The organism is Aliirhizobium wenxiniae (assembly GCF_014201355.1).
Taxonomy (GTDB): domain Bacteria; phylum Pseudomonadota; class Alphaproteobacteria; order Rhizobiales; family Rhizobiaceae; genus Neorhizobium; species Neorhizobium wenxiniae.
In genome coordinates, this window is sequence record NZ_JACHEG010000008.1 from 172643 (window position 1) to 197420 (window position 24778).

19 protein-coding genes are annotated in these 24778 nt (G+C 58.4%); 14 read left to right on the plus strand and 5 right to left on the minus strand.

Translation table 11 applies throughout. The annotated features are described in order from the left end of the window. Window positions 1-37 precede the first annotated feature (37 nt). On the minus strand, window positions 38-2413 hold the full coding sequence (locus HNQ72_RS25130; protein ID WP_183996441.1) for a glucose/quinate/shikimate family membrane-bound PQQ-dependent dehydrogenase: 2376 nt from the start codon (window positions 2411-2413) through the stop codon (window positions 38-40). Window positions 2414-2874: 461 nt separating this feature from the next. Here HNQ72_RS25130 and HNQ72_RS25135 point away from each other — a divergent pair, with 461 nt between their 5' ends. Beyond that, the gene (locus HNQ72_RS25135; RefSeq protein ID WP_183996443.1) at window positions 2875-3498 is read left to right on the plus strand and encodes a TetR/AcrR family transcriptional regulator; all 624 of its coding nucleotides are present in this window, start codon (window positions 2875-2877) and stop codon (window positions 3496-3498) included. 26 nt (window positions 3499-3524) lie between these two features. On the opposite strand, the gene HNQ72_RS31385 is transcribed toward HNQ72_RS25135, so the two are convergent. From HNQ72_RS31385 to HNQ72_RS25155, 4 genes are all read right to left on the minus strand, one after another. After that, entirely contained in the window at window positions 3525-3908 is a 384-nt protein-coding gene (locus HNQ72_RS31385; RefSeq protein ID WP_183996445.1) for a HAMP domain-containing protein, read from the minus strand. Further along, window positions 3887-4735, minus strand: coding sequence for a hypothetical protein (locus HNQ72_RS25145; RefSeq protein ID WP_183996447.1), 849 nt, complete (start codon window positions 4733-4735; stop codon window positions 3887-3889). The genes HNQ72_RS31385 and HNQ72_RS25145 overlap by 22 nt, the downstream gene beginning before the upstream one ends. Before the next feature lie 322 nt (window positions 4736-5057). After that, window positions 5058-6263, minus strand: a complete 1206-nt coding sequence (pcaF, locus tag HNQ72_RS25150) for a 3-oxoadipyl-CoA thiolase (RefSeq protein WP_183996449.1) — start codon at window positions 6261-6263, stop codon at window positions 5058-5060. A 23-nt stretch (window positions 6264-6286) separates the two neighbouring features. After that, entirely contained in the window at window positions 6287-7549 is a 1263-nt protein-coding gene (locus HNQ72_RS25155; protein ID WP_183996450.1) for a CaiB/BaiF CoA transferase family protein, read from the minus strand. 219 nt (window positions 7550-7768) lie between these two features. Here HNQ72_RS25155 and HNQ72_RS25160 point away from each other — a divergent pair, with 219 nt between their 5' ends. The 13 genes from HNQ72_RS25160 to HNQ72_RS25220 all read left to right on the plus strand — a co-directional run bounded on the left by HNQ72_RS25160 (window position 7769) and on the right by HNQ72_RS25220 (window position 24777). Continuing rightward, on the plus strand, window positions 7769-8530 hold the full coding sequence (locus tag HNQ72_RS25160) for an SDR family NAD(P)-dependent oxidoreductase (RefSeq protein ID WP_183996452.1): 762 nt from the start codon (window positions 7769-7771) through the stop codon (window positions 8528-8530). Between the two features lie 61 nt (window positions 8531-8591). After that, entirely contained in the window at window positions 8592-9017 is a 426-nt protein-coding gene (locus HNQ72_RS25165) for a VOC family protein (protein ID WP_183996454.1), read from the plus strand. Window positions 9018-9139: 122 nt separating this feature from the next. Further along, window positions 9140-11266 carry an FAD-dependent oxidoreductase gene (locus HNQ72_RS25170; protein ID WP_183996456.1) on the plus strand — a complete coding sequence of 709 codons (2127 nt, stop codon included), beginning with the start codon at window positions 9140-9142 and terminating at the stop codon, window positions 11264-11266. Beyond that, the gene (locus HNQ72_RS25175) at window positions 11263-12096 is read left to right on the plus strand and encodes an FAS1-like dehydratase domain-containing protein (RefSeq protein WP_210319708.1); all 834 of its coding nucleotides are present in this window, start codon (window positions 11263-11265) and stop codon (window positions 12094-12096) included. The genes HNQ72_RS25170 and HNQ72_RS25175 overlap by 4 nt, the downstream gene beginning before the upstream one ends. Window positions 12097-12278: 182 nt before the next feature. After that, the gene (locus HNQ72_RS25180) at window positions 12279-14147 is read left to right on the plus strand and encodes a TRAP transporter large permease (protein WP_183996458.1); all 1869 of its coding nucleotides are present in this window, start codon (window positions 12279-12281) and stop codon (window positions 14145-14147) included. Between the two features lie 150 nt (window positions 14148-14297). Beyond that, window positions 14298-15365, plus strand: coding sequence for a TRAP transporter substrate-binding protein (locus tag HNQ72_RS25185; protein ID WP_244654550.1), 1068 nt, complete (start codon window positions 14298-14300; stop codon window positions 15363-15365). A 104-nt stretch (window positions 15366-15469) separates the two neighbouring features. Next, complete coding sequence (locus tag HNQ72_RS25190; protein WP_183996460.1) at window positions 15470-16303, plus strand: alpha/beta hydrolase; 834 nt, start codon at window positions 15470-15472, stop codon at window positions 16301-16303. 97 nt (window positions 16304-16400) lie between these two features. After that, a complete protein-coding gene (locus tag HNQ72_RS25195) occupies window positions 16401-17216 on the plus strand; it encodes an IclR family transcriptional regulator (RefSeq protein WP_183996462.1) in 816 nt (271 codons plus the stop codon). 149 nt (window positions 17217-17365) lie between these two features. Next, window positions 17366-18313 carry an AEC family transporter gene (locus HNQ72_RS25200; protein WP_183996464.1) on the plus strand — a complete coding sequence of 316 codons (948 nt, stop codon included), beginning with the start codon at window positions 17366-17368 and terminating at the stop codon, window positions 18311-18313. Between the two features lie 622 nt (window positions 18314-18935). After that, the gene (locus HNQ72_RS30440; RefSeq protein WP_210319709.1) at window positions 18936-19172 is read left to right on the plus strand and encodes an ATP-binding cassette domain-containing protein; all 237 of its coding nucleotides are present in this window, start codon (window positions 18936-18938) and stop codon (window positions 19170-19172) included. A gap of 1246 nt (window positions 19173-20418) precedes the next feature. Then, a complete protein-coding gene (locus HNQ72_RS25210) occupies window positions 20419-21036 on the plus strand; it encodes an SDR family NAD(P)-dependent oxidoreductase (protein ID WP_183996466.1) in 618 nt (205 codons plus the stop codon). Then, a complete protein-coding gene (locus HNQ72_RS25215) occupies window positions 21026-22702 on the plus strand; it encodes a thiamine pyrophosphate-dependent enzyme (protein ID WP_183996467.1) in 1677 nt (558 codons plus the stop codon). The genes HNQ72_RS25210 and HNQ72_RS25215 overlap by 11 nt, the downstream gene beginning before the upstream one ends. Then, on the plus strand, window positions 22699-24777 hold the full coding sequence (locus HNQ72_RS25220; RefSeq protein WP_183996469.1) for a hydantoinase/oxoprolinase family protein: 2079 nt from the start codon (window positions 22699-22701) through the stop codon (window positions 24775-24777). The genes HNQ72_RS25215 and HNQ72_RS25220 overlap by 4 nt, the downstream gene beginning before the upstream one ends. Window position 24778: the final 1 nt, after the last annotated feature.

A 24778-nucleotide genomic window follows, 5' to 3' on the forward strand; every position in this document is an offset into this window, starting at 1 on the left:
GGAGACGTGAAATCCCCGGGTTCAGCGAAGGCAACACTCATGGCAATTTGTAAGCCATGATATAATCGCCAGCTTTGGTGCCAACCGATCCGTGTCCCCCAGCGACGATCACGACATATTGCTCACCGCCGGTAGTATAGGTCATAGGAGTAGACTGACCGCCTGCGGGGAGGCGGGTTTCCCAGAGCTGTTCGCCACTTGTGACGTCATAAGCCCGGAAGTAGTTGTCGACGGCGGCCCCCAGGAAAGCGACGCCCGAGCGCGTGATCATGGGGCCGCCGATACCGGGGACGCCAAGCTTGATTTTCAGGGGCAGCGGCGTCATGTCGCGGACGGTTCCGTTGCGTAGCTTGTAGACAACATTCTCACTTCGAAGATCGGCGCCTGCCACATAGCCCCACGGTGGAGCGACGCAGGGAACCCCCAGTGCAGAGAGGAACGGTCCCATAAATACGCCATAGGGTGCCCCATCGTTGCGGTTCAGGCCCTGCTCACTGGCTTTTTCATCCGCACCCTTGGGCGGAATGGTGCTGGCTGGGACGAGACGTGAGGTAAACGGGAGATAGGTCGGCATGCCGAACATGATCTGGCGTTCTGGATCGACCGCGACGGAACCCCAGTTAAAGGTGCCGAAATTACCCGGATAGACGAGCGTGCCTTTCAGCGACGGCGGCGTGTACTGGCCTTCATAGTCAAGCGACTTGAACTGAATTCGGCATGCGAGCTGGTCGAGCATTGTCGCGCCCCACATGTCGGATTCCTGCAGCGTCTTTGGTCGGAAAGTCAGCTTGCTGACGGGCTGTGTTGGAGAGGTCCAGTCTCCCGCGACGGCACCACCAGGAGCGGGCAGCTCCTCCTGCGGCGAAAGCGGCTCGCCTGTGCGGCGGTCGAGCACCCAGATGTCGCCCTGCTTGGTAGGGCCCACAAGAGCGGGAACCACTTTGCCTTCACGGGTCAGGTCGATGAGTACAGGCTGTGCGGGAACGTCCATATCCCAGAGGTCATGGTGCACGGTCTGCCGTACCCATCGCTTCTGGCCGGTGCGGATGTCCAAAGCGACGATGGCAGCGGAGTGTTCCTCCACGGCTTGGGATCGGTCCATGCCCAATTGGTCAGGAACACGGTTGCCCATGGGCACGAACACCATTCCAAGTGCCTCGTCATAGCTGAAAACAGACCAGCTATTGGGCGAGTTCGTTGTATAACGCTCGCCAGCGGCGACGTTTATCGGGGTGGTGACGTCAGGATTGCCGCTATCCCAGTTCCAGACCAACTCACCGGAATCCACGTCGAAGGCGCGGATGACCCCGGAAGGCTCTTTCGTTGAGAAGTTGTCGTTAACAGCACCGCCGATGATGAGCTTACCGTCTACAGCGACCGGAGGCGAAGTCGAGTAGTAGTAACCAGCAGGATTGAATTCCATCCCGGACTGCAGATGCAGCGTGCCATTGTCCGCGAAAAACGAGCAAACCTTGCCATTGTCAGCGTTCAACGCGATCAGGCGCGCATCGGCAGTAGGAAGGTAAACGCGGCGCGGGCACTCGACCAAGGCCCGGTCGTGCAGGGCGATTTGCTCAGGTGTAGAATCGGTAGGAGCAGCAACCGGCGTCTCCCACCATGTGACACCGCGGCATGTCTGGTGCTGACGATCGGGATTCATGCCCGAATTGGCATCATAGCGCCAGTTCTCGCTGCCACTCGCGGCGTTAAGCGAAATGGCCAGATTATGTGGGGTGCAGACGTAAAGATTGTCACCGATCTTGATTGGCGTAACCTGATAGGTCGTTTCTCCGACATCATCGGGGCGGCGAACGTCACCCGTCTGGAACTGCCAGGCAAGCTCTAGGCTTCCAACATTTTCTGGTGTCACGAGAGAAAGCGGTGACCAACGCTGACCATAGCCAGTGCGACCGTACTGACGCCACTCGCCGTCACCAGCCTCATTGCCGGAATTGACAGAAGCGCGCATCGGAAACGCGACATCTTTCGTCAGCTCACCGTGGATAGCCGACGGATCCTGGAACACAGAATAGCCTGCCACGGCGCCAGAGGCAGCGACAACGCAGGCTAGCACCCATGGGAAGCGCGCGGCCCTTTGACCATCAAGCTTTTTCCAGACTGCCGGCAGAAGCATGACGATACCGAGAAGCACCGGAATTCCACCGCGCGGTCCAAGTTGCCACCAGTCGAAGCCGGCTTCCCAAACTGCCCAAACGAGAGTGCCACCCAACGCCAGCGAAAACACCGTAAGTGCAGACTGCTGTCTGCGCATCAGAAGGATTCCGGTAAGGATAAATACTAACCCAATTAGAAGATAATAAGGGGACCCGCCGAGGGACAAAAGCCACACACCGCCTGCGGCTAGTGCGATGCCAAGCAACGTGACGATGAGGCTTAGAACAGTAACTACCATTGCGGTGTTACTCCTTTCATGGATTTTTGGTTTTGGAGGCTAGCCGGGGTGAAGCCAACAAACTAATTCGAGTTCTGATGAAGCACGCTGGACCGCACTATATTGCCGGCTAGTTCTCAAGAGGCGTTGTTCACAGCGACGCTCATCGGAAATCCTCTCGAAACCACCTTCAGCAAATGGCCGACCTAGGTCAAACCATGGGCAACAGCAATTCCATTTCCATGACGTCGGGGCGTTTGACGCTAGCACTCCAAAGCACAACAATGGTATCGGTAGTTACCATTGTGCAACAATCTGTCAAGCGCCGATATGTGAACAGTTCGTCCTGCAATCAGTGCCAGCGAAAAAACTACATCGACGTGGCTAGGGTCACGCTCCGGGCAAGAAAGGAATTTGATGTGACAAGAAATAATAAGGGTGCAATGTCCTCTCGGACGACCCAGCCTAGGAGACTTTTGCCAGTGGCTCAGCAAAAGGATGTGATCGTATCGATTGCCTCAGAGCTGTTTCTTGAGCGCGGGTTTGATGCTGTCACGATCGGAGCAGTAAATGCCATTGCTGGGGGATCCCGACGCGATATCTATGCACTGTTCGGCGACAAATCGGGGCTGTTCGCCCGATGTGTCGAGCTGCTTGTCGCTGAGCGAGCAGCATCACTTGGGCCGATCACGCCCACGGACGATCTTCGCTCTTGCCTCGTATCAGTCGGGAAGCGGATCCTTGACCTGTTTGTTGACCCTCGAACGCTGGCGCTGCACAGACTGATCGTCTCGGATGTCGCTCCTTTGTCGGACGCTTCACGATCTTTTCTTGTCGGAGGCCCGCAACGCGTCTTCGACGAGGTTGTTTTGCTTCTCAATTACTATGAAAATCTTGACCTTATCCATGTTGACAACATCGAGGTGTCGGCCAAAATCTTCGTCGGTGCACTGACCTCGGATCTGCAGGTGCGGGGCCTCTTAGGAGAGGTAATAACCGAGATGGAACGAGAGGAGAAAGTGGACGCAACAGTGGAGCACTTCCTGTACGGGGTTATGCCGAGGCTAAACGTAGATCGAGAACAAAGAGCAAAACTAGGATTCTAGGCGGCGGGATTACCACGGGGATATCATCAGCGCTCCGGTTCGCGGTCACTGGCGTGAAATTTGAGCCGTATATCCTTGATTGCACCCGCGTTTGTCCGGCGTACTGCTATTGCAATAAGCAGCCCGGATATCTCTTTAGTCAGTCTCGTAGCGGAAAGGCTACACGATTGCAGAGCAAACGGTTTCGAGCAGCTGTTGCGGAGGGCAGCCTCACGAAGGACGACGACGGATCTCGCCATGTCGCCAATTTCATCACCTCGCTGCGCACCGGGCACGCTGACATCCAGCTTTCCCTGAGACAGGCTGACCATGCACTGGGTCAGCGCGCTAAGTGGCCGGCTGACACGGAACACTATAATCGCAGTCCCGCCAATGCCGACGAGAGGCGTCACCAGAAGGATGCCTGACATTGCAATGGCCGACTAGGTGGCGGCGTTCTGAGCGTCCGCCGCCTGAGTGTCGAGTTCATCATGGCGTAGGTGGCGACGGCCGCGAGGTTGCCGAGTGCGTTGTTGGACGTCGTCTGCCAGTCGTCGATATCGAAGACCGTAGATGGTCCGGCAAGGAGCCCCTTGACCAGTTTTTCACGGCGCGCCGCGAACGAACCTTTAAAATAGGCGGATTGACCCTGCGCATACATGGCCTTCAACGACGGCGACGTGCTTTCATGCTTGATCAGCCCGCCGACAGCAGCCCAGCTCGATTTCGTGACGGCATCATAAGAATTGACAAACGATCGTTCTTCGTCCGTCAGGGCGCGCTTTTCCGACAGTGCGCCGCTGATCGAAACACTTGCCGTGCCACCATTGTTGCGCGAGTTCCAGGCATAGGTCCTCACCTGGATGAGGCCACTCAGGACTTGGTCGAGTGTACGGATCCTACTCTCAAGCAGAACGGACGTATCGTCGAAAGTCTTCAATGCCTTGGAGCCGAAGGACAAGACTTCTTGATCCAGGCCTGCAGGTCTGTCGCTAACGGCCATCGTCAGGCTGGCATCGACGCGCCCGCGCAGTACCTTCAAATCTTGATAGACATTCTGAGCCTCCGCAAGGGCGTACCTGATATCGGCATTGTCGATATCAGGTATGCCTGCTGGGAATGTCGCCATGGCCGCGTCGATCGCTGCGCGGGCGCTGGTGACGTTGCCGACAGCGGACGTGGCTGCTTGCGCGGCCAATTTCAATGCCGCCCCACTGAAGCCCCGTTCGCCGCGAAACTTGGACAGTGCTTCAAACATCGCCTTGTCAAGCGATACCAGTGCTGCGACCTCTGAATAGGCCCGGTAATTCCATAGGCGGAGACTTCCGCGTCTCCGGCCAATGCCGCCAGTCCTACGCTCACCGCAAGAACAGGCCACCTAAAATTCTATGAAGGTTGAAAAACATACTTCGCCCCAAAAAAACTCACACGCGAAATATGTATTTCATATTTAAAAGCCGTGATAATAACCGATGATACATTCAACCGTTAGGGGATAAAAAGGCATGGCGGTTGAAGAGGGGGCGCCCCGATAATAAAGTAGGTTTATCGACGCCGCGGCATCGTTCCCGACATGCTTGTCAAGCTCGCTCGAGGACTATTGCAATGCCCTGTCCCACGCCGATGCACATGGTCGCGAGCGCATATCTGCCCTCGCCAAGCGAAAGCTCCAGGGCCGCGGTGCCTGTGATGCGTGCGCCAGACATGCCGAGCGGGTGGCCAAGCGCGATGGCGCCGCCATTGCGATTGACGCGGCTGTCGTCATCGACAATGCCGAGTTCCCGAAGCGTGGCAAGGCCCTGCGACGCGAAGGCCTCATTGAGTTCGATCACGTCGATCTGGTCTTGCGTCATGCCAAGCCGCATCAACAGCTTTTGCGAAGCGGGGGCGGGTCCGATACCCATAATGCGCGGTGGAACACCCGCCGAAGCGCCGCCGAGCACGCGCGCGAGCGGTCTCAGGCCGTATTTGTTCACGGCGGCTTCGGAGGCGATAATCAGCGCGGCGGCTCCGTCGTTGACCCCCGAAGCATTGCCTGCCGTCACAGTCGCGCCATCGCGCCCGTTGACCGGCCCGAGCTTGGCAAGCGTTTCCAGGCTCGTCAGTCTCGGGTGCTCGTCTTTTGTGACGATCACCGGATCACCCTTGCGTTGCGGCACGCTGACAGGCGTGATCTCGCGGGCCAAACGACCACTTTCCTGGGCTGATGCCGCTTTTTCCTGCGATCGGACGGCAAAGGCATCCTGATCCGCGCGGGAGATACCGTATTCTACCGCCACGTTGTCGCCCGTATCTGGCATCGAGTCGACCCCATAAAGCTTTTTCATCGAGGGGTTGACGAAACGCCAGCCTATGGTCGTGTCGTAGATTTCGGCGTTGCGGGAAAAGGCCGTCTCCGCCTTTGGCATGACGAAAGGCGCACGGCTCATGCTTTCGACGCCACCTGCAATCATCAGGTCCGCTTCACCGGATTTCACGGCACGAGCAGCGGTGATCACGGCATCCATACCGGAGCCGCAGAGCCGGTTGATTGTCGTTCCCGGCATTGAGACAGGCATTCCGGCAAGCAGAAGCGACATCCTGGCGACATTGCGATTGTCTTCGCCAGCCTGATTGGCGCAACCGAAAACCACATCGCTGAGGGCTTCCCAATCGATAGCTGAGTGGCGCTCCATCAGGGCTTTGAGCGGAATAGCTCCGAGCTCGTCGGCCCGAACGGCAGACAGGGCGCCACCGAAGCGGCCGATCGGGGTGCGGATGTAGTCGCAAATGAAAGCGTCGGGCATATTTCCTCCTCCTTGTATGTCAATCAGGCTCGTGTCATCCGGCGGGTCCGCTGTGTGCCTGAGGGCCAGTGCGGGTCAGGACCGAGTGCGGAATGAATGGCTGTACCCGTCGCCACGAGATCGCCGATCAACTCGTGATCGATTCCGATCTCCTCGAGAATTTGCAGTGTCTCCCAACCCTTGGGCTGGGCGGGGCCTCGCGGAGCGGCGTAAGCGTTGTCACTGCGGATCGTCGAGCGGATCACCGCCACCTCGCCCTCGGTGGGGTGGCTTTCGGACGATATGAGGCCAACGGCGCGGATATGCTCGTCCGACCTGAGGGATGTCAGCGTGTGGCAGGGCATCGCAGCGATGTCTGCAGCCCGGAAGATATCGAGCCATTCGGCCGTCGTCCTGTCCGACAGGGCAGCTCCGCGCACCTCGAACCATGCTTCGACGTTTTTCGCCCGCGAAGCCACCGTTGCGAAACGTGGGTCGGCCAGAAGACCGTCTCGCCCGACAGCCGTCAGGAATGCGCGGACCTGCGGATCGGTATTAATCGTCACGGATATCCAGCCATCGGCCGTCTTCAAAGGCTTGTTATGGGAATTGAGCAATCTCTTGTCTCCGGCGGTTCCGACCGGGGGATTGAAGGATTCTTGTGCGAGATGTTCCTGCAGCACGAAAGCCGCCATCGTTTCGAACATCGGGATTTCGAGACTGCCGCCGCCGCCGCCGGCATTTCTCTTCAGCACAGCCGCCAGGATCGCGCCGGTAGCGATCTCGCCGACGACGTGGTCGCAAACGACCAGAGGCACATAGGCAGGCGTGCCGTCCCTACCAGCGAACAGCCCGCCTATGCCGCTAACACCCTGAACTACGCTGTCATAGGTCGGTCGGCCTGCATACGGTCCGTCGGTGCCATAGCCGGTGATTAGGCAATGTATCTTCGAGGGGTGTTTCGCCAGAATGCTGGCAGCATCGAGGCCGAGACGCTCTAGCGCCTTGGGCCGCATATTGGCGACGACCACATCGCACCACTCCACAAGTTTCTCGATGACATCCGCCGCACCGGGCTTCTTGAGGTCCAGGCAGATATTCCGTTTGCCTCGGTTGAGGTGGAGATAGGTTCCGGAATGCTGGCCGGTGGGGGAAAGCCCACCCAGTCCCCGCATCAGATCGCCTTCGGGCGACTCCACCTTGATCACCTCGGCGCCATACTGCCCCAATCGCCAGGTGCAGGTCGGTCCGACCACAACACTTGTCAGATCGAGAACGCGAAGACCGCTCAGTAATCCGTCAGTCATAGAAAAAACCTCCCATTTCCATCTTCAGCCAAGGCCTCCCAGCCTCAGGATGCTCATCAGATCGTGCGCTGCCATCGACGAAAGGCACTGCCTGTCCCGAGGTGACATTGGTAGATCGCCAACTGATTTTCGTCAATAAATAACTCGCATATGAAACGTTGACATCACATATGAAATTGATAATGATCAATCGCATGGAGTTCTGGAGGAGCTTTCCAAATGCTATTGAAAGATAAGATCTGCGTCATAACCGGCGCAGCGTCGTCACACAGTATTGGGCGGGCGACAGCGATTTTGCTGGCCGAGAACGGCGCAAAGATTGCCGTGCTGGATGTGCATGGCGGGGTAGTCGATGCCGCTGCTGCGCTTGCCGAACAATATCCCGCGTCGGGGTGCATGGCGCTCCAATGCGACATCACTTCACAAGAAGAATGCGAGGCAGCGCGAGATGCCGTGATTGCGAGGTTCGGCCGCGTCGATGCGCTGATCCATTCCGCGGGAATCATGAAACCCGCCAAATACAACGAGATATCACCCGCCGAATACGAACTGGTGATGGGTGTGAACCTGCGCGGCACGTTCAATATCGTTACCGCATTTGCAACCACGATGGCTGCGCAGAAATCCGGATCGATCGTCAATGTCGCCTCGGTCGCTGCCCAACGCGGTGGCGGCCTGTTCGGCGGAGCGCACTATGCGGCGTCAAAGGGCGGCGTTCTCAGCTTGACAAGGACACTTGCAAGAGAACTCGGCTCCGCCAATGTCCGCGTCAATGCCATCTGCCCATCGCTGATAGCTACTGATTTCGTCTCCGAGGCGATGTCTGCCGACCGTCTCGATGAGCTTTCAACGGCTATCCCGCTCGGGCGGCCGGGGCGCCCCGAAGAGGTTGCCGGTGCATGCATGTTCCTTGCATCTGACCTTTCGACCTACATGACTGGCGCGACGCTCGACGTCAACGGCGGCATCCACATTCACTGAAATTGACGCTTCGGCGTGATGTGCCGCCTTCCATTGGGTGGCCGATAAAAGGAGGAAGATTATGGCTACGCGTTTTCACCACGTAAACTTCACTGCCAAGGATGTCACCGACCTTGAGAACTTCTACAAGGATGTCCTCGAGCTGGATCAGACCTATTACGGTGGGCACGATGCCGCGGACCAGATCAAGGATCGCGGTTACGGCGGTCATGTGACTTTTCTGACCGATGGATCGACGGAAATGCATCTCGCGACACGCGACCTGAACGTTGCGTTCAAGACGGGCAAGGGCGTCAACCCGCTCGACCGCGGACATATTGCATTTCGCACGGATGACATCGAAGCCATCAAGAAGCGACTGACCGAACGTGCCGTCCCTTATGCCGATTACGGTCAGTGGGCGATCAAGGGATGGCAGCAGATCTTCTTCCAGGACCCCGAAGGCAATGTCGTCGAGGTGCACGAGATCAAGGGCGACGCCGAATAAGGCGTCGGGGGCAACCCCGGTCGGCTGTCACCGTGCAGCCGACACCTTCCGCTCTAGGGTGACGCGGAAGATTGGCGTGTCTGGCGAGAGCTACGGACGCGCCTCAGGATGGAGGAAACATCGTGGTATCTCCTGAAGACAAGGCTGATTTCGCCTTCACGACCTCGTATGCGGTTGGCGAAGTAGGCGTCATCGTCATAAACAACGCGCCGCTCAACCGGCTTGATCGCGCGGTCGTGGACGGCGTGCTACAAGAGGTAGTCCGGCTGGACGCCCGGTCCGATATTCAAATCATCGCCGTTTGCGGGATCAATGGCGTTTTCGCGACAAGTCCCGCGGATAACGATGGCAACTACGATAACGCTGTAAGCATTTCGCCGGTGCTTCAGGCCATTGCTTCGGCCGGCAAGCCGGTGCTGGCCCTAATCGACGGAAAAGCCGAGGATGGCGGCCTAGCGCTGGCGCTGGCATGTGACTGGCGTATCGCATCGGCACGTGCCACCGCAGCACTCCCCTGTACCTTGCTCGGGATCGTTCCAGGAGGTGGCGTGACCCAACTGCTGCCACGCCTAACGGGAACGATCGATGCCATCAAAATGGTGGCGCAGCCGGCGATCTCTGCCGCAGCGGCGTTGCAGTCGGGCCTTTTCGACGAGGTGCTCGACACATCCGATCTGGTGGCATCCGTCGTCGCAAAGGAACCGGTCTGGCATAAGCGGCATCTCCCTGACGTTACGATAAAGCCGGTCACCGTGACGGACATAGAGACGGCGTCCAGAGATGCCGTCAAGCGCGGCAAGGGCAGCAATGCGGTCCTGCAGACAGTTGATCTGATGCGCTCCGCAACCGCGTTGACGTTCGCCGAGGGGCTGGAACGCGAAGAATTATCGCGTAGGCAATCGCTGGCATCCGAAGAGGCCAAAGCGCTTCGATATCTCGTGCGGGCGGAGGTGGAGTCCGCAAGGGGGTTCGGCGGCAGCCATGCGGATGCAAGGCCCGTCAAACGGGTCGCCGTGATCGGTGGCGGCACAATGGGCTCCGGCATAGCGGTCGCGTTGGCGGTCGCCGGCCTGCAGGTGGATATCATCGAGCAAAGCGCCGAAGCTGCGTCCGCAGGCAATGACCGGGTGGAAGCCATCCTCCAGTCTCAGGTCAAGGCCGGGCGCGTGAGCGAAGAAAAGGCTGAGGCGGCAAGAGGCCGGTTCGAGGCTAGTGATGTGTGGGAGCGTGTCGGAAACGCGGACCTCGTCATCGAGGCGGCTTTCGAGGACATGGATGTCAAGCGCACGATCTTCGAACGTCTCGACATGCTCGCCAGACCGGGCGCCGTTCTTGCGACCAACACTTCATATCTTGATGTCGATGCGATTGCCGCCATGACGGAGCGTCGCACGGACGTTTTGGGGCTGCATTTCTTTTCGCCTGCCCATGTCATGCGCCTGCTCGAAGTGGTCAAGGCGGACGCGACTTCACAAGACGTCTTGGCAACGGGCATGGCCCTGGGGCTCAGGATCGGCAAGCTTCCGGTCGTTGCCGGTGTCTGCGATGGCTTTATCGGCAACCGGATTTTTTCGACCTACAGACGTCATGCCGAATACCTGCTCGAGGATGGAGCATCGCCGGGCGACATCGACGCAGCGGTCGAGGAGTTCGGTTTCGCCATGGGGCCATTCGCCGTCGCCGACATGTCGGGTCTCGACATCGCATGGGCCATGCGCAAACGCCGTGCGGCCACCCGCAATCCTGGCGAACGGTATGTCGCCATTCCCGACCGCCTGTGTGAAATGGGACGGTTGGGTCGGAAGGCCGGAAAAGGCTGGTACGATTATCCGAATGGCAAACCGTTGGCCTCTGACGAGGTCTCGGCAATAATCGTCACCGAACGCAAGCGTTTGGGCCGCCCGATCCAGGTGTTTAGCTGCGACCAAATCCAATTGCGTCTTCTGAGCGTTATGGTCAACGAGGGTGCCAAGGTTCTAGAGGAGAAGATCAGTCCGAGAGCCTCCGATATCGATCTCGTCTTCGTCAACGGATACGGTTTTCCAAGGTTGAAAGGCGGACCGATGTTCACCGCCGACAGGATCGGCCTGCCGCAAATACTCGAACATGTGATCGAAGCATCTGCCGTCGGCGGCGCCGGGTCCGAGCCATCGGCCCTTCTCGTCGAACTGGCGACGTCGGGCCGCAGTTTCCAGGACTGGCAGAATGATCGCCAGGCGTCGAGTGACCAGCAAGGGAGAGTGCTTTGACTACCGACCAACCTGAATATGGCAACTTGGTCACGCGACAGGAGACCTGTGCGCTTGCCACGGTGCGGCGGGTGGCGGCGATGCTGGATGTCGACCCGAATACGTTCGCCAATGGAGACAGCCTCCCACGCGGCTGGCAATTCATTCTTCTGGCGGCTGACAGCCGACGGTCGGAGATCAGATCGGACGGATTTCCCGGACTGGGCGTGCCATTGCCTGACCTCGGTCTGCCGCGGTTGCTGCTCGGCGGACGTTCGGTCGAATATCGACGCGACATTCCTATCGGAAGCAACCTGCTCCGAAAGAGCCGCATCCAGAAAGTCTCGCACAAGGAGACACTAAGCGGTCAGATGGCGATCGTAACGATCGAGCATGAATTGAACACGGTGGACGAGCCGGAGCCAGCACTTGTCGAATTCCAGACCTATATCATGATGAGTGCCGCGACGAACAGAACTCCAACGGCCCCGGCGGAAGGGGCCCCTCCGGCCGGTGCCGTGTCTGTGACGCCGGACGATACGCTGCTGTTCCAATATTCCGCTCTTGGCTTTAACTCTCACAAGATCCATCTGGACCGCGCCTATGCGCGGGAAACCGAGGGGTTTACAGATCTCGTGGTCAACGGTGGGTTGGCCACTCTGCTTTTCACCGAACACTTTCGCAAGGAGGTGGGGCAGAAGATGACGACCCTTAGGACAAAGCACCTCGCGCCATTATTCTGCGCCCGCCCGATCTCCATTCTCATGGATCGCGATGGAGAAAGCTGGCGCCTGGAAGCATTCGACGATCGAGGCGTGAGAGCCATGGAAATGCTCGTGACGACAGCTTGAGAATACTCTTGACTATCATCAAGTTTTATATTTGAAATTTGTGTTGTACCTGTCAAATGACAAATGCTGGGAGGAGTGCTCGGTCAGAGCAACCGGCATGGGACATTAGCTCCATGAGAAGGGGCTGATGAGAGGATTTCGCGGAGCAAGTGCTTCGCGACGGTGCGTGCGGGAGGAATTGCATGGCACATGCAGCAGATGACGACTTCTTCGCTGAAACCCAGTCGGAGGTGATCGACGCCAGGCCCGGATCGAGATTCATGCGACCGGTCGAAATCGTGTCGGCCGGACTTCTGATCCTGATCGTCGGGCTGTTGCTCGGGGGCGTCTTCAGTCGCTACGTGCTCTCTACCCCAATTTTCTGGATCGACGAAGTGGTGTCGATCGCGTTTCTGTGGCTTGCCATGCTCGGATCCTCGATTGCGATCGACCGCAACGAGCACCTGCGGCTGACGGTCGTTCTTCTAGCGCTGCCCCCACGGGCCCGCAGCTTTGTAGAGACTTTGGCACTCGTGCTTGTCGGCGTCGTGCTAGCCTCTCTTCTTTGGCCGGCAATCGAACATGTCCAGCAGGAAGCGCTCGTGCGCTCGGTTTCGCTCGGCATATCGCTGGGCTATCGCGCCTCCGCGCTGCCGGCGGGTATCTCATTGATGGGCCTTACGCTTGCCGTCAGCCTGTGGCGGAGCGCATCCTCGAAGGATTTTGGTCTTTCCGTTCTGATCGTCGCCGTCGTCGGGGGGCTGTTCTGGCTGGTTTCGGACCGGCTGGAGGATCTCGGAGACCTCAATATCCTGATCTTCCTCGTCGGCTTTGTGGGAATATTCCTGCTTCTTGGCGTGCCGATCGCCTTCTGTTTCGGGCTGGGTACGCTCAGCTTCCTTCTCTACAGCACCTATATACCGACCGTGGTTATGATAGGCCGCATGGACGAGGGCATGTCCTCGCTGATTCTTGTTTCGGTGCCCATCTTTGTTCTCCTCGGTTGCGTTCTCGATGCCACCGGTATGGGCAAGGCGATCGTCGATTTCATGGCGTCTTTTCTCGGGCATGTTAAGGCCGGAATGTCCTACGTGCTGCTTGGCTCGATGTTCCTAGTATCTGGCATCTCGGGATCGAAGGTTTCCGACATGGCGACGGTGGCGCCGGCTCTGTTTCCAGAAATGAAACGCCGCGGGCACAAGCCGAAGGAAATGATCGCGCTCCTTGCCACCGGCGCCGCCATGGCAGACACGGTTCCGCCATCCATCGTTCTGATTGTGCTCGGATCGATTGCCGGCGTATCGATCGCGTCGCTTTTTACCAGCGGTTTCGTGATCGCCATGGTCCTGCTGATCGTGCTGGCAATCCTTGCCAGATGGAAAGCCCGCGACGAAGACATGACAGGCGTGCAACGCCCTTCGCTCAAGCTCATACTTCGCTATTCATTGGTGGCTGCTCCGGTTTTGCTGCTGCCTTTCCTGATCCGCGGTGCGGTTGGCGGTGGCATCGCAACAGCCACGGAAGTGTCAACCATTGCCGTTCTCTATGCGATGATCATCGGCATAGTCCTCTACGGGGGAATTCGCCCGACCAAGATCTACGCGATGCTGGTGGAAACCGCGGCATTGTCCGGTGCCATTCTGGTGATCCTCGGCACTGCCTCGGCCATGGCCTGGGCCCTGACCCAAACCGGCTTTGCCGGACATATAGCAAACCAGCTGACCGAACTTCCGGGTGGGGCGTTTATCTATCTTCTTGCTACGATCCTGGTGTTCATGATCCTCGGATGCGTGCTCGAAGGCCTGCCCGCGATCGTGCTGATGGCACCGCTGATGTTCCCGATCGCCCGCCAGCTCGGCATCAATGACGTGCATTACTCGATGGTCGTCGTGACCGCGATGAATATCGGCCTCATGACACCGCCGATCGGTATCGGTTTCTACATTGCCTGCAAGATCGGCAATGTTCCACCCGATGAAGCCATGGGGGCGATCTGGCCTTACCTGCTGGCACTGCTCATCGGATTGTTGGCGATTGCGGCCGTACCTGCACTGACCACTGCATATCTCTGACCCGCCGTCAGGGATCAGGCGCAATACCGTTCAAGGTGAGACCTGCGTGATCGCACAGGCGGCGAAATCCTGCCTGGAGGTAGGTATTGCAGGTCCGACTAATCTGAAATCAGAAGCTACGCGCATTTCGCGCTTTGGAGGGAGGAAGACATGAAAGACATCGAAAACAAAAAAATGGCAGGAACGGTCGATAAGGCTCGCCGGCGGACATTGAAGATCATGGCGGGCACTGCAGTTGCCGGCATCGCCGGACCAAGCGGGTTGTTCTCGCCGGGTATCGTGCATGCGCAACAGAAATTCCGATTCAAACTCGGGATATCTCTGCCGGCAGCTCACCCCAATCCGAAGAACCTCAAGCTCGCCGCAGAAAAAATCCTCGCGGCTACCGATGGCCGGCTTTCCATCGAGGTGTTTCCGGCCGGCCAGTTGGGGAGCGATACGGACATGCTGTCGCAGGTTCGCTCCGGTGCGCTCGAGATGTTTTCCACTGCGGGTGGCGTCTGGGGGACACTGATCCCGGCCTGCTCGATCAATGGCGTGGCCTTCGCATGGCCCGACGAGAAGACCTTGTGGGCCGCCTATGACGGTGACCTCGGTGCTTATCTGCGCAAGCAGTTTGAGCCGCTCGGCTTGGTTGCCCAAAACAAGATCTGGGATCACGGTTTTCGCTTCATGACCACAGGAGCCAAGCCGATCACAAAACCCGATGATCTGGTCGGCATGAAGTTCCGTGTGCCGAATTCGCCTTTGGCCGTTTCGCTGTTCGAGATGCTGGGCGCCTCTCCGACCAATATCAATTTTGGCGAACTCTATACCGCCCTCCAGACCGGTCTTGTCGATGGTCAGGAAAACCCTGCCGTTCTGATCGAGACGGGAAAACTTTACGAAGTCCAGAAGTACTGCGCCCAGACCTCACATATGTGGGATGGTTTCTGGATTGTTTCCAACAAGCGCCGGTGGGACAGCCTGCCCGACGATCTTCGTAGCACCGCATCTCGGATCTTCGACGAGCAGGCGGTGCTCGAGCGCAAGGAGCATGCGGAACTGGCTGTGTCGACCGTCGAAACCCTAAAGGGCCACGGCATGGTGTTCAACCAAGTCGATCCGATGCCTTTCCGCGAAAAGCTCAAGTCAGCCGGATTCTACGCCAACTGGCAGAAGAAGTTCGGTGAAGAGGCATGGGGCCTGCTCGAAAAATATGCGGGTAAGCTGGGTTGACCCTCGAAATCTCACCGGCTTCAAGGCGAAGCCGGTGGCGTTCCATGCGACATCCGCAGCGGCGATCAACGCGCCGCTGCGGACTACCGCACCCGGAGAGCCTGATGAATGCCGATATCGTAAAACTCGTCGGGGATGCGCAAAGACTGGGTTTGCGCCGTAATGAGGAAATAACGCCGGGGGAGGCGCGAGCAGCCTTTGCCGGCGGCTGGCATCGTCTGCAGGTGCCGGCACGTCCGACCGCCTCGGTTAAAGACCATACAATAGGGACGAGCCGTCACGCTTTAGCCTTGCGGATCTCTCGTGGGGAAGGCACGCGAGACGAAGTACAACCGGGCCTGCTGTTCCTTCATCGCGGCGGCTGGATGCTGGGGAACGTCGAGAGGCACGAGCGGATGTGTCACATTCTCGCCACTCTGGTAGGTATCGCCGTGGTCGCGGTCGATTACAGGCTCGTGCCCGACCATCCTATCCCCGCCGCGATCGACGATGCAGCTAAGGCGTTGCGCTGGCTATCGGGCAACGCCCGAGAGCTTTCGATCGACCCGGATCGGACTGCGGTCGGCGGCGATAGCGGGGGCGGAAACCTTTCCTCCGTTCTGGCGATCATGGCGCGTGTGGACAGGTTCCTGCTGTCGTTTTTCAGGCATTGGCCTATCCGGCTCTCGATCAAGCGGCGCAAAGCGCCTCTTATGAAGCGTACACGCAAGGGGTGCCGCTCACCGCGCATACGATGGGCTGGTTCATTCAACTGCTTATCCGACGACGCGGTCGGGCTCGACTGGCGTACCTTCCCGATCCCTGTTGCATCGGTTGCGGGTCTGGCGCCACTGCTGGTGATCACCATGGGCAATGATCCGCTCAGGGATGAAGGCCGCGACTATGCAAAAATTCTGAAATCCGTAGGTCCTTGCTCGAACGTGTTGGAACTGCACTGAAAATGTACCTCCCGCGCGCTCATAAACCTGACAGGAAAGGTGAACACCGATGATGGAATGTGGGTTCACGGGATGCTAGATGTTCACGAGGGCAATTATGAATGCGACTGATCGAATGGATTTTCCCGTGGCGCAGAACGACGACAATAACGATGAAGCTATTGTAAGCGCAAAGGTCTATTCTGCGCCCGCTCTCGAAAAGGGTCTCGATATCCTTGAGGTCCTCAGCAATTCGGAGGTTGCGCTCACGCAGAAGGAGCTCTCGGTTCTTCTCGGACGCAGTGTCAATGAATTTTATCGCATGCTGACCTGCCTCGTTCGACGGGAATATGTCTCAAGCTATCAGGACAAATTTTCCGTCACCACCAAGATGTTCCGGCTCTCCCAGATCCATCCGCCCATGCGCAGATTGCTCACCGAGGCGATGCCGATGATGCAGGACCTGGCCCGGCAGGTGAATTTTTCATGCGATCTGCGGGTATATAATCAGGGGAGCCAGACCGTGATTGCTTCCGTCGAGGCTCCAAGCGGTATCGGGTTTGCCGTCCGGGTCGGATCGGAAATCTCTGTCGGCCCCACGGCATCCGGCCGGGTCCTGATCGGATTTCAGGCCCCAGAAGTGATGGAACTTAGGATTCGGGAAAGTCTGGCTAATAGCTCCGCAGCCGAAATGAAGGCCTTTCGACGTGATGTGCACGAGGCGGCGGTTAAGGGCTTTGCCTCGATCGACAGTCATCAATACGCCGGTGTTCATGCCGTTTCCTTCCCGGTGCTCGATAACAACCGCCACGCAATCGCAGCCGTCACCGTCCCCATGCTACCTCGCGTCGACGGCCAGCCGCAACTGTCCCAGCGCGAGGTCGAGCAGATCATGCGCCAGTGTGTATCCCGGCTGAGCGAAAGGGTCGGCTAGCCCGGCAGACTCCAATCTCCGCATAACAATATATGCGCCAGTCGTAGGCGCGCTCATGCTGACGGGTGAGCGATCGTTCCTGCCGCCGGTGGATGCCAGCGATCATCAGTAGCCCAGTGGCCGTTTGGAGTGAATTCAAGGAGAAAGTCTTGATTGCTGCGTTTTTGATCGTCATTCCGATTTTCGCGTTGATCTTTGCCGGGTGGGGCGCTGGCAGGGCAGAGATACTTGGTCCGAACGCGTCGCTGGAGATCAATAAATTCGTCGTCTGGCTGGCTGTTCCTGCGCTGCTGTTCGATGTCATCAGTTCCGCGCGACCGCAGGATCTGGCGCAGTCAGGTTTTATCGGCGCATTCGGCGTCAGTACAATCATCATTTTCGTGATGGCCACGCTTGTGGCGACAAAGGTTCGCGGCAACTTGGCGGATGGTGCGATCGACGGCTTGAACGGAGCCTATTCTAATATCGGTTTTGTCGGATTGCCGCTGCTGATCATGGTTCTCGGCCGAACGTCCGTTATCTTCACGACACTGGCACTGCTGATTACCATGTGCCTCGTATTCGCGGCAGCGATCGTCCTTGCCGAACTGTCGATCAATGCCCGCGGCTCAAATGCCCGCCAAATCGCCGGCAAGGTGTTCAGAACGCTGATCCGCAATCCGATCCTGCTATCCTCGCTGGCCGCGCTTCCCTTTCCCTTCCTTGGCTTGTCCTTACCGGGGCCGATTAAGACGTTTCTGGAATTGCTTAGCGCTGCGGCGTCTCCCTGTGCATTGGTGGCACTGGGTCTGTTCCTGTCGCAGCCGCGTCCTTCGCGCGGCCTCGACATGCCTTTCATCGGATTTCTAGTGCTGACAAAACTCGCTATCCACCCACTTCTGGCATGGGCGGTCTCGACCTTCGTTTTCGAATTGCGAGCGCCGGAAACCGTCGCCGTGACCTTGCTCGCGGCACTTCCCGCGGGAACCGGTTCCTTCATGGTCGCGGGTTTCTATGCGCGCGATGCGACCGTCACGACCTATGTGATCATTGTCTCGACCGTCGTTTCAATTCTAACACTTGCTATTCTAATTTCCGGATTGCCGGTTAGCCTTTAGGGTGAGATCCCGAGTCGCTACGCGTGAAACTACTTGCAGTTTCCGCATGGTCCCAGAATACGTCCGTAAGAGAATCGAGCACCCACCGAACCTTCAGAGGCAGCAGTTTGCGTGTCGGGTAGACAGCATAAACTGTCAGTTCGGTCGTCTCCATCTCCGGAAAATCTCGATCAGGCGGCCGTTCGCGATATTCCATTGACCATGAAGTCCGGCTGCATGACGACGCCCCGATGCGCCAATCCCTGGCGTCCTGCATGTATCGCCGTTGTTGGCGAAGATTTTGGGTCGCGTCGTCACCGTCATGGCTTTCCCGTCTCTGGACGTGAAGTTGAGTCGGTTCTGCCCGTTATCAGCCTGGCGATCGTAGAACTAGGTGGAGCACTCGTCCAGGAGCCCCGCTTTATTCCTTTCGACGAGCCATTCGACGGCGTCAATCCCGTCCTCATCGAAGAGCTTTGGACCCTTATAACCGAGCTTTGAAAACGCGGGATCGGTTTCCTAATCATCGAGCACATCCCGCATGGTGGCTCTAGACGGCGGGCGGGTGATTGGAGACGGGCTCGCCACAAACGGTGCTGTCCTCAGAGAGTGTCAGAATGGCTTATCTCGGAGAGGGCGCGTAATGCTTTTGCTACTTAAGAACCTTGTTGCCTGGGACGTTGATGTCGATAACGTTCGCGGCATTGATCTGACGGTATCCGAGCGCGAGATCGTAACCATCGCCGCTGGGAACGGTGCGGGAAAATCGACCTTGGTTAAGGGTATCATGGGCTTGCTGCCGAGAGTTTCGGGAGACCTCAGCTTCGATGGTCAAGACTTACTGAGCTCTCCTTTAGAGAACGGGCCGGATTGGGTATAGCTATTTCCCGCAGGTATTTAAAGTGTTTGGAAGTCTTACGGTAACAGAGAACTTCAAGGTCGTCGATGCTCGCGGAAGTCAGCGGCATCAACTCGACCACATGTTCAGCGTGTTCCCGGACTTGTCGTCCCGACGTAAGACATTAGCACGCACTTTGTCGAGAAGAGAGCGTCAACAGCTCGCATTCGCACGAGCTTGATCACAAATCCGAGGCTTATAATCCTCGATAAACCGACCGCTGCACTATCTCCCGGTCTTCGCACACAGTTATTCGGTCGGGTCGCGGAACTACGAGCGCATTCGGTGGCGGTGCTCATGATCGAACAACGAGCGCGTAAAATTCTTCGGATCAGGGGCTACATTCTGGATAGCGGAAAGGTTGCCACGACGGGCCGTGCGAATGAGTTGCTTGGCGGTGCCACGATGACTGACCTCTCTCTGGCTATTCATGACGGACACTGATGCAGGTCGAAAAGATATTTCAAGGAATTTCAGGACGGTCTTAGACGTGAGCTGCAGCAAACATTTTCGACTAGCAGTCAACCGTTAATCGTTCAGACGCCCGCGGAAGCTATTGCCTCGGGTAAGCCGCGCGGGCTTGAACTTCAGGCCAAGGGTCTCCTGTCACCATACATTGCCTTCTCATTCGCCCCCGACGACATCGCGACCGCGCATGTCGGCTGTATCCTCAGGCCGGATGGACTGACTATCGGCCTTCATCTGGTTGAACCTCATATCCAAAAGCGAGGGCTGCTCTAACCGGCGTGAGCCTCGCCGTCGGTCTGCATCTTCACGATGTGCCCCAACTCAAGGAACTCCAACTCAACTTCGAATTCGCGCAATCCGAGATCGGATTCGAAGAAGCCTGCGCAAAGGTGAAGCTCCTTCGCATCGTTCTAAGGGAGCTTTTGAATAACGATCGGCTCTTGAGATTTTGCAGGAACGCGTTTCCGAGTCGTTCGGTATCAATGACTAGCGGGGCAAGGTCGATAGATGGATTGGAGGTGACGCGACCTCGGATGATGGCTTCGATCAGTCCAAACTTTTTTTCGGCACAGAAGCCAGAGCGCACGCGTCCAAGAGACTTTTCATCAATCCGGCCCTCAGCGCCAGCAACACGAGGCGCGGCCCGCCGCGGCTGGTGTATCGCGGTCAGAAACAAGCATTACTTGTCGAAACCTTTCCTTTTCTTGATATCGCCTGTGCCCGGCTATGGGCATCATCCTCACAAAGATGAGGGCGATCAATGTCGAGGGCACTTGTAACAGGAGCAACTAGGGGAGCAGGCCGGGCGGTGGCAGCAGCGCTCGCCCATGCTGGTTACGAGACCTGCGCTCTCGGACGCGACAGGCTGGTGTTGGACGAGTTACGCAGCGATTTCGGCGTGCTTCCCATGGCGATCGACCTGACCGATCGCGACGCGGTTCGCATGATCATCGAGGGCATGCGCCCCGATATCGTTGTCCATGCCGCCCTGCGCTGGCCCGCCGAAATGGCGTTCGAAAAACTTACAGAAGCCGATATCGACATGGCACTGGAGGTTAATCTCTCTGCAACCTTGCATCTGACTCGTGTGGTACTGCCAGTGATGAAGCAGCGCCGACAGGGCGCGTTTTTTGTCATATCGCCCGGTTCGGGTGAAGGCGGGCCGCTCATCGAAAGGACGGTCACAGGCGCAAGCCAAACCTTTGCCAGAGCCCTCCAGGATGAGGTTGCGGGTGAAGGTGTCGTCGTGGAACACTTCTTTGCCGGCGAGCCCCCTTTCACTTCGGTGGTCGCATCCATTCATAACAAACTGAAAACGGATAGGCTGATGCCTGTGGGACATACTCAAAACCATCGGGGAACTCACAATGCTACGTAATGGTGGCCAGCTATTGGTCAAATGCCTTTTGGCGCTCGGCGCGCAAAAAGGATTCGGAGTGCCGGGCGAGAGTTATCTTGCCGTGCTCGACGCGCTTCATGATACGGTCGGCAAGCTCGACTATGTCGTGTGTCGCAACGAAGGTGGCGCGTCCTTCATGGCGGCGGCCTATGGCAAGTTGACCGGTAAGCCAGGCATCTGCTTCGTCACGCGCGGCCCCGGTGCCACCAATGCCGCGATCGGTGTGCATACGGCCATGCAGGATTCCTCGCCGATGATCCTGTTCGTCGGGCAGGTTGGCACCGACATGAAAGGCCGTGAGGCCTTTCAGGAAGTGGATTACAAGGCCACGTTCGGCACGGTCGCCAAATGGGCCGTCGAGATAGACCAGGTGGAGCGCATCCCCGAGATTGTCTCACGAGCTTGGACGACCGCGATCTCCGGCCGTCCCGGTCCGGTCGTCATCGCGCTTCCGGAGGACATGCTAACCTCGCTGACCGAAAAGGAACCGCTGTCCGGTCCAGCCGAACTCATCGAGGCCGCGCCATCGGCTGCCGCGATGCAGCGCATGTCCGCGATACTGTCGCAAGCCCGCCGCCCTGTCATACTTTATGGGGGCTGCAACTGGGCGGAAGGCTCGGCCAAGCACCTTCAGGCTTTCGCGGAAGCGTCGGATATCCCGGTCGTCTCCGTGTTTCGCTATCAGGATCAGTACGACAATTCCTCCGTCACCTTCTGCGGTGAGGCCGGGGTCGGAATGGCTGCCTCGGTCAAGGAGCTGCTACGCGATGCTGACGTAATCCTTGCGATCAACAACCGCTTCGGTGAAAATTCTACCAATGGCTACACGTTGTTCGATGTGCCGCAGCCGCGCCAGCGGATCATCCACGTCCATGGCTCTGACCTGGAGATCGGCAAGGTCTACCGGCCCGAACTCGGCATCCATGCCGGTCCTAACGCTTTTGCGGAGGCGCTTGGCGCGCTTGCGCCGGCCAAGGGGCCATGGGCTGATTGGCGGGCGAAGGGCCGTGCCGCCTATGAGGCGGGTTTCGAACTCAAGGATCTGCCGTCGCCGGTGGATATGGGCAGGATCACCGCGCATCTTCGCGCTATCCTGCCGGACGATGTGATCCTCACCAATGGTGCCGGCAACTTCACCGTCTGGCCGAACAAGTTTTTCAAGTTTGGACCCAAGGCCCGCCTTCTGGCGCCGCAATCCGGCGCAATGGGATATGGCGTGCCGGCGGCCGTTGCCGCCAAGGTCGCCTTCCCGGAGAGAACCGTCGTCTGCTTCGCCGGTGACGGCGATTTCCAGATGAACTGCCAGGAACTGGCGACGGCCTTGCAGCATGGCGCGCAGCCGATCATTCTTCTCTTGAACAACGGTATTTACGGCACGATCCGCGCCCACCAAGAGCGTCACTACCCGGCCCGCGTTTCGGGAACGGAAATGGTCAACCCGGATTTCGTGGCGCTCGCCAGGGCCTATGGCTTCCATGCCGAACGGGTGGCGGCGACGGCTGATTTCGCCGCGGCCTTCGAGCGGGCGCTGGCATCCGAAACCGGCGCGCTGCTCGATCTCGATATCTCGCCGGAAGCCCTGACGCCCCAACAGACCCTTTCCGAAATGCGCCAGGCCGCGCTTGCCAAGAAGGAAAACGCATGACCATCGGAAACGACATCCGCCTGGGCGCAGATATCGGCGGCACTTTTACGGATATCGCGCTGGACGTGCGTGGGGCGCTGTATTCGACCAAGGTTCTGACAAACTATTCCGCGCCTGAACAAGCCATTCTCGACGGGATCGACGTCGTGATCCGCGATGCCGGTATCGAGATTTCGCAGATCGACCTGATCATCCACGGCACGACGCTTGCCACCAACGCCCTGATCGAACGGCGCGGCGCACGCACGGCGCTGGTGACGACGGAAGGCTTTCGCGATGTCATCGAGATGCGCACAGAGAACCGTTTCGAGCAATATGATCTCGATCTTGTACTGCCGAAACCGCTGATCCCGCGTGAGGATCGGTTTCCGGTCAAGGGTCGTATATCGGCGCAGGGCACGGAATTGCAGCCGCTGGACGAGCAGACGCTGGAAGAGATTGCCAAACGCATAGCTTCTGAGGATTTCGGCGCCGTCGCCATCGGTTTCATCCATTCTTACATGAACCCGGAGCACGAACGCCGCGCCCGTGACATCCTCGCCCGCACACTTGACCTGCCGATCTCGATCTCCAGCGAAGTCTCGCCGCAGATGCGCGAGTTCGAGCGTTTCAACACAGTCTGCGCGAACGCTTACGTGCGGCCACAGATGGCCGATTATCTCAACCGGCTGCAGGTCCGCCTCAAGGAAATGGGGTCCAATTGCCCAGTTTTCATGATCCATTCCGGCGGCGGTCTGGTGTCTGTCGAAACGGCTGCCGAATTTCCGGTACGTCTGGTCGAATCCGGTCCGGCCGGTGGCGCGATCTTTGCCGCAGATGTGGCGCGCCGTTTCGATCTAGACCGTGTGGTCTCCTACGACATGGGTGGAACCACGGCAAAAATCTGCCTGATCGAGGATTTCCAGCCGCAGACGGCGCGGAGCTTTGAGGTCGCGCGCACATATCGCTTCTGCAAGGGCTCGGGCATGCCGATCTCCATCCCCGTCATCGAGATGATCGAGATCGGCGCGGGCGGCGGTTCAATTGCATGGGTCGATGCCATGGGCCGCATTCAGGCTGGGCCTGAATCGGCGGCGTCCGAACCCGGTCCGGCCTGTTACCAGCGTGGCGGCGAACGTCCGGCAATCACCGATGCCGATCTCGTGCTCGGTAAACTCGATCCCGACAATTTCGCTGGCGGCAAGCTCAGGCTGTCGACCGAAAAGGCATCCGCCGCGATTGCTCGCTATGTCGGTGACAGGCTGAAGCTTGAGCCTCTTTCTGCAGCCTTCGGCATCGTCGAGGTTGTCGACGAGAACATGGCGAACGCTGCCCGCGTGCATGCGGTCGAGAACGGCAAGAATATCTCGGAAAACACCATGATCGCCTTCGGCGGCGCGGCTCCCCTGCATGCCGCGCGGCTTTGCGAAAAGCTCGGCGTCGATCGTTGCCTTATCCCGCAGGGTGCGGGCGTCGGCTCGGCGATCGGCTTCCTCAAGGCTCCCTTCGGTTATGAAGCCGTTGGATCGCAGATCATGAGCCTGTCGGTCTTCAACACGAGCCGGTTGAACACTCTGCTGGACGACCTGAAGCAGACGGCAGAAGGTTTCGTACGCGCCGGCACCGCCGGTGAGATCAGCCGCGAGATCGTCGCCTTCATGCGCTATCGCGGGCAGGGCTGGGAAATCCCGGTGAGCCTGCCGGATCGGCATTTCGAGGCGTCCGACCGCGCCATGATCGAGGAGAACTTCAAGGCACGGTATGCCCAGTTCTTCGGTCGTGCCGTGGAAGGGCCGGAAATCGAGTTCGTCACCTTCTCGGTCAAGGCACAGGACGTGCGGCCCGGCGGCGAGCGCCATGCGCTGATCGCGACAGACGATGCGATTGAACCTACGGTCAAGCGCGCTGTGTTCGATCCGGCAACGGGCGCTGCCCTGGAAACGGCCATCGTCGAACGCTCGACGATCAAGGTCGGCCAGCGCGTCATCGGTCCGGCGGTGATCGTCGAGCGCGAGACATCCACCATCGTCACATCGCCCTTCGATGCCATCGTCCAGACGGACGGCACCATCCTTCTGATCCGAAAGGGATTGTAAT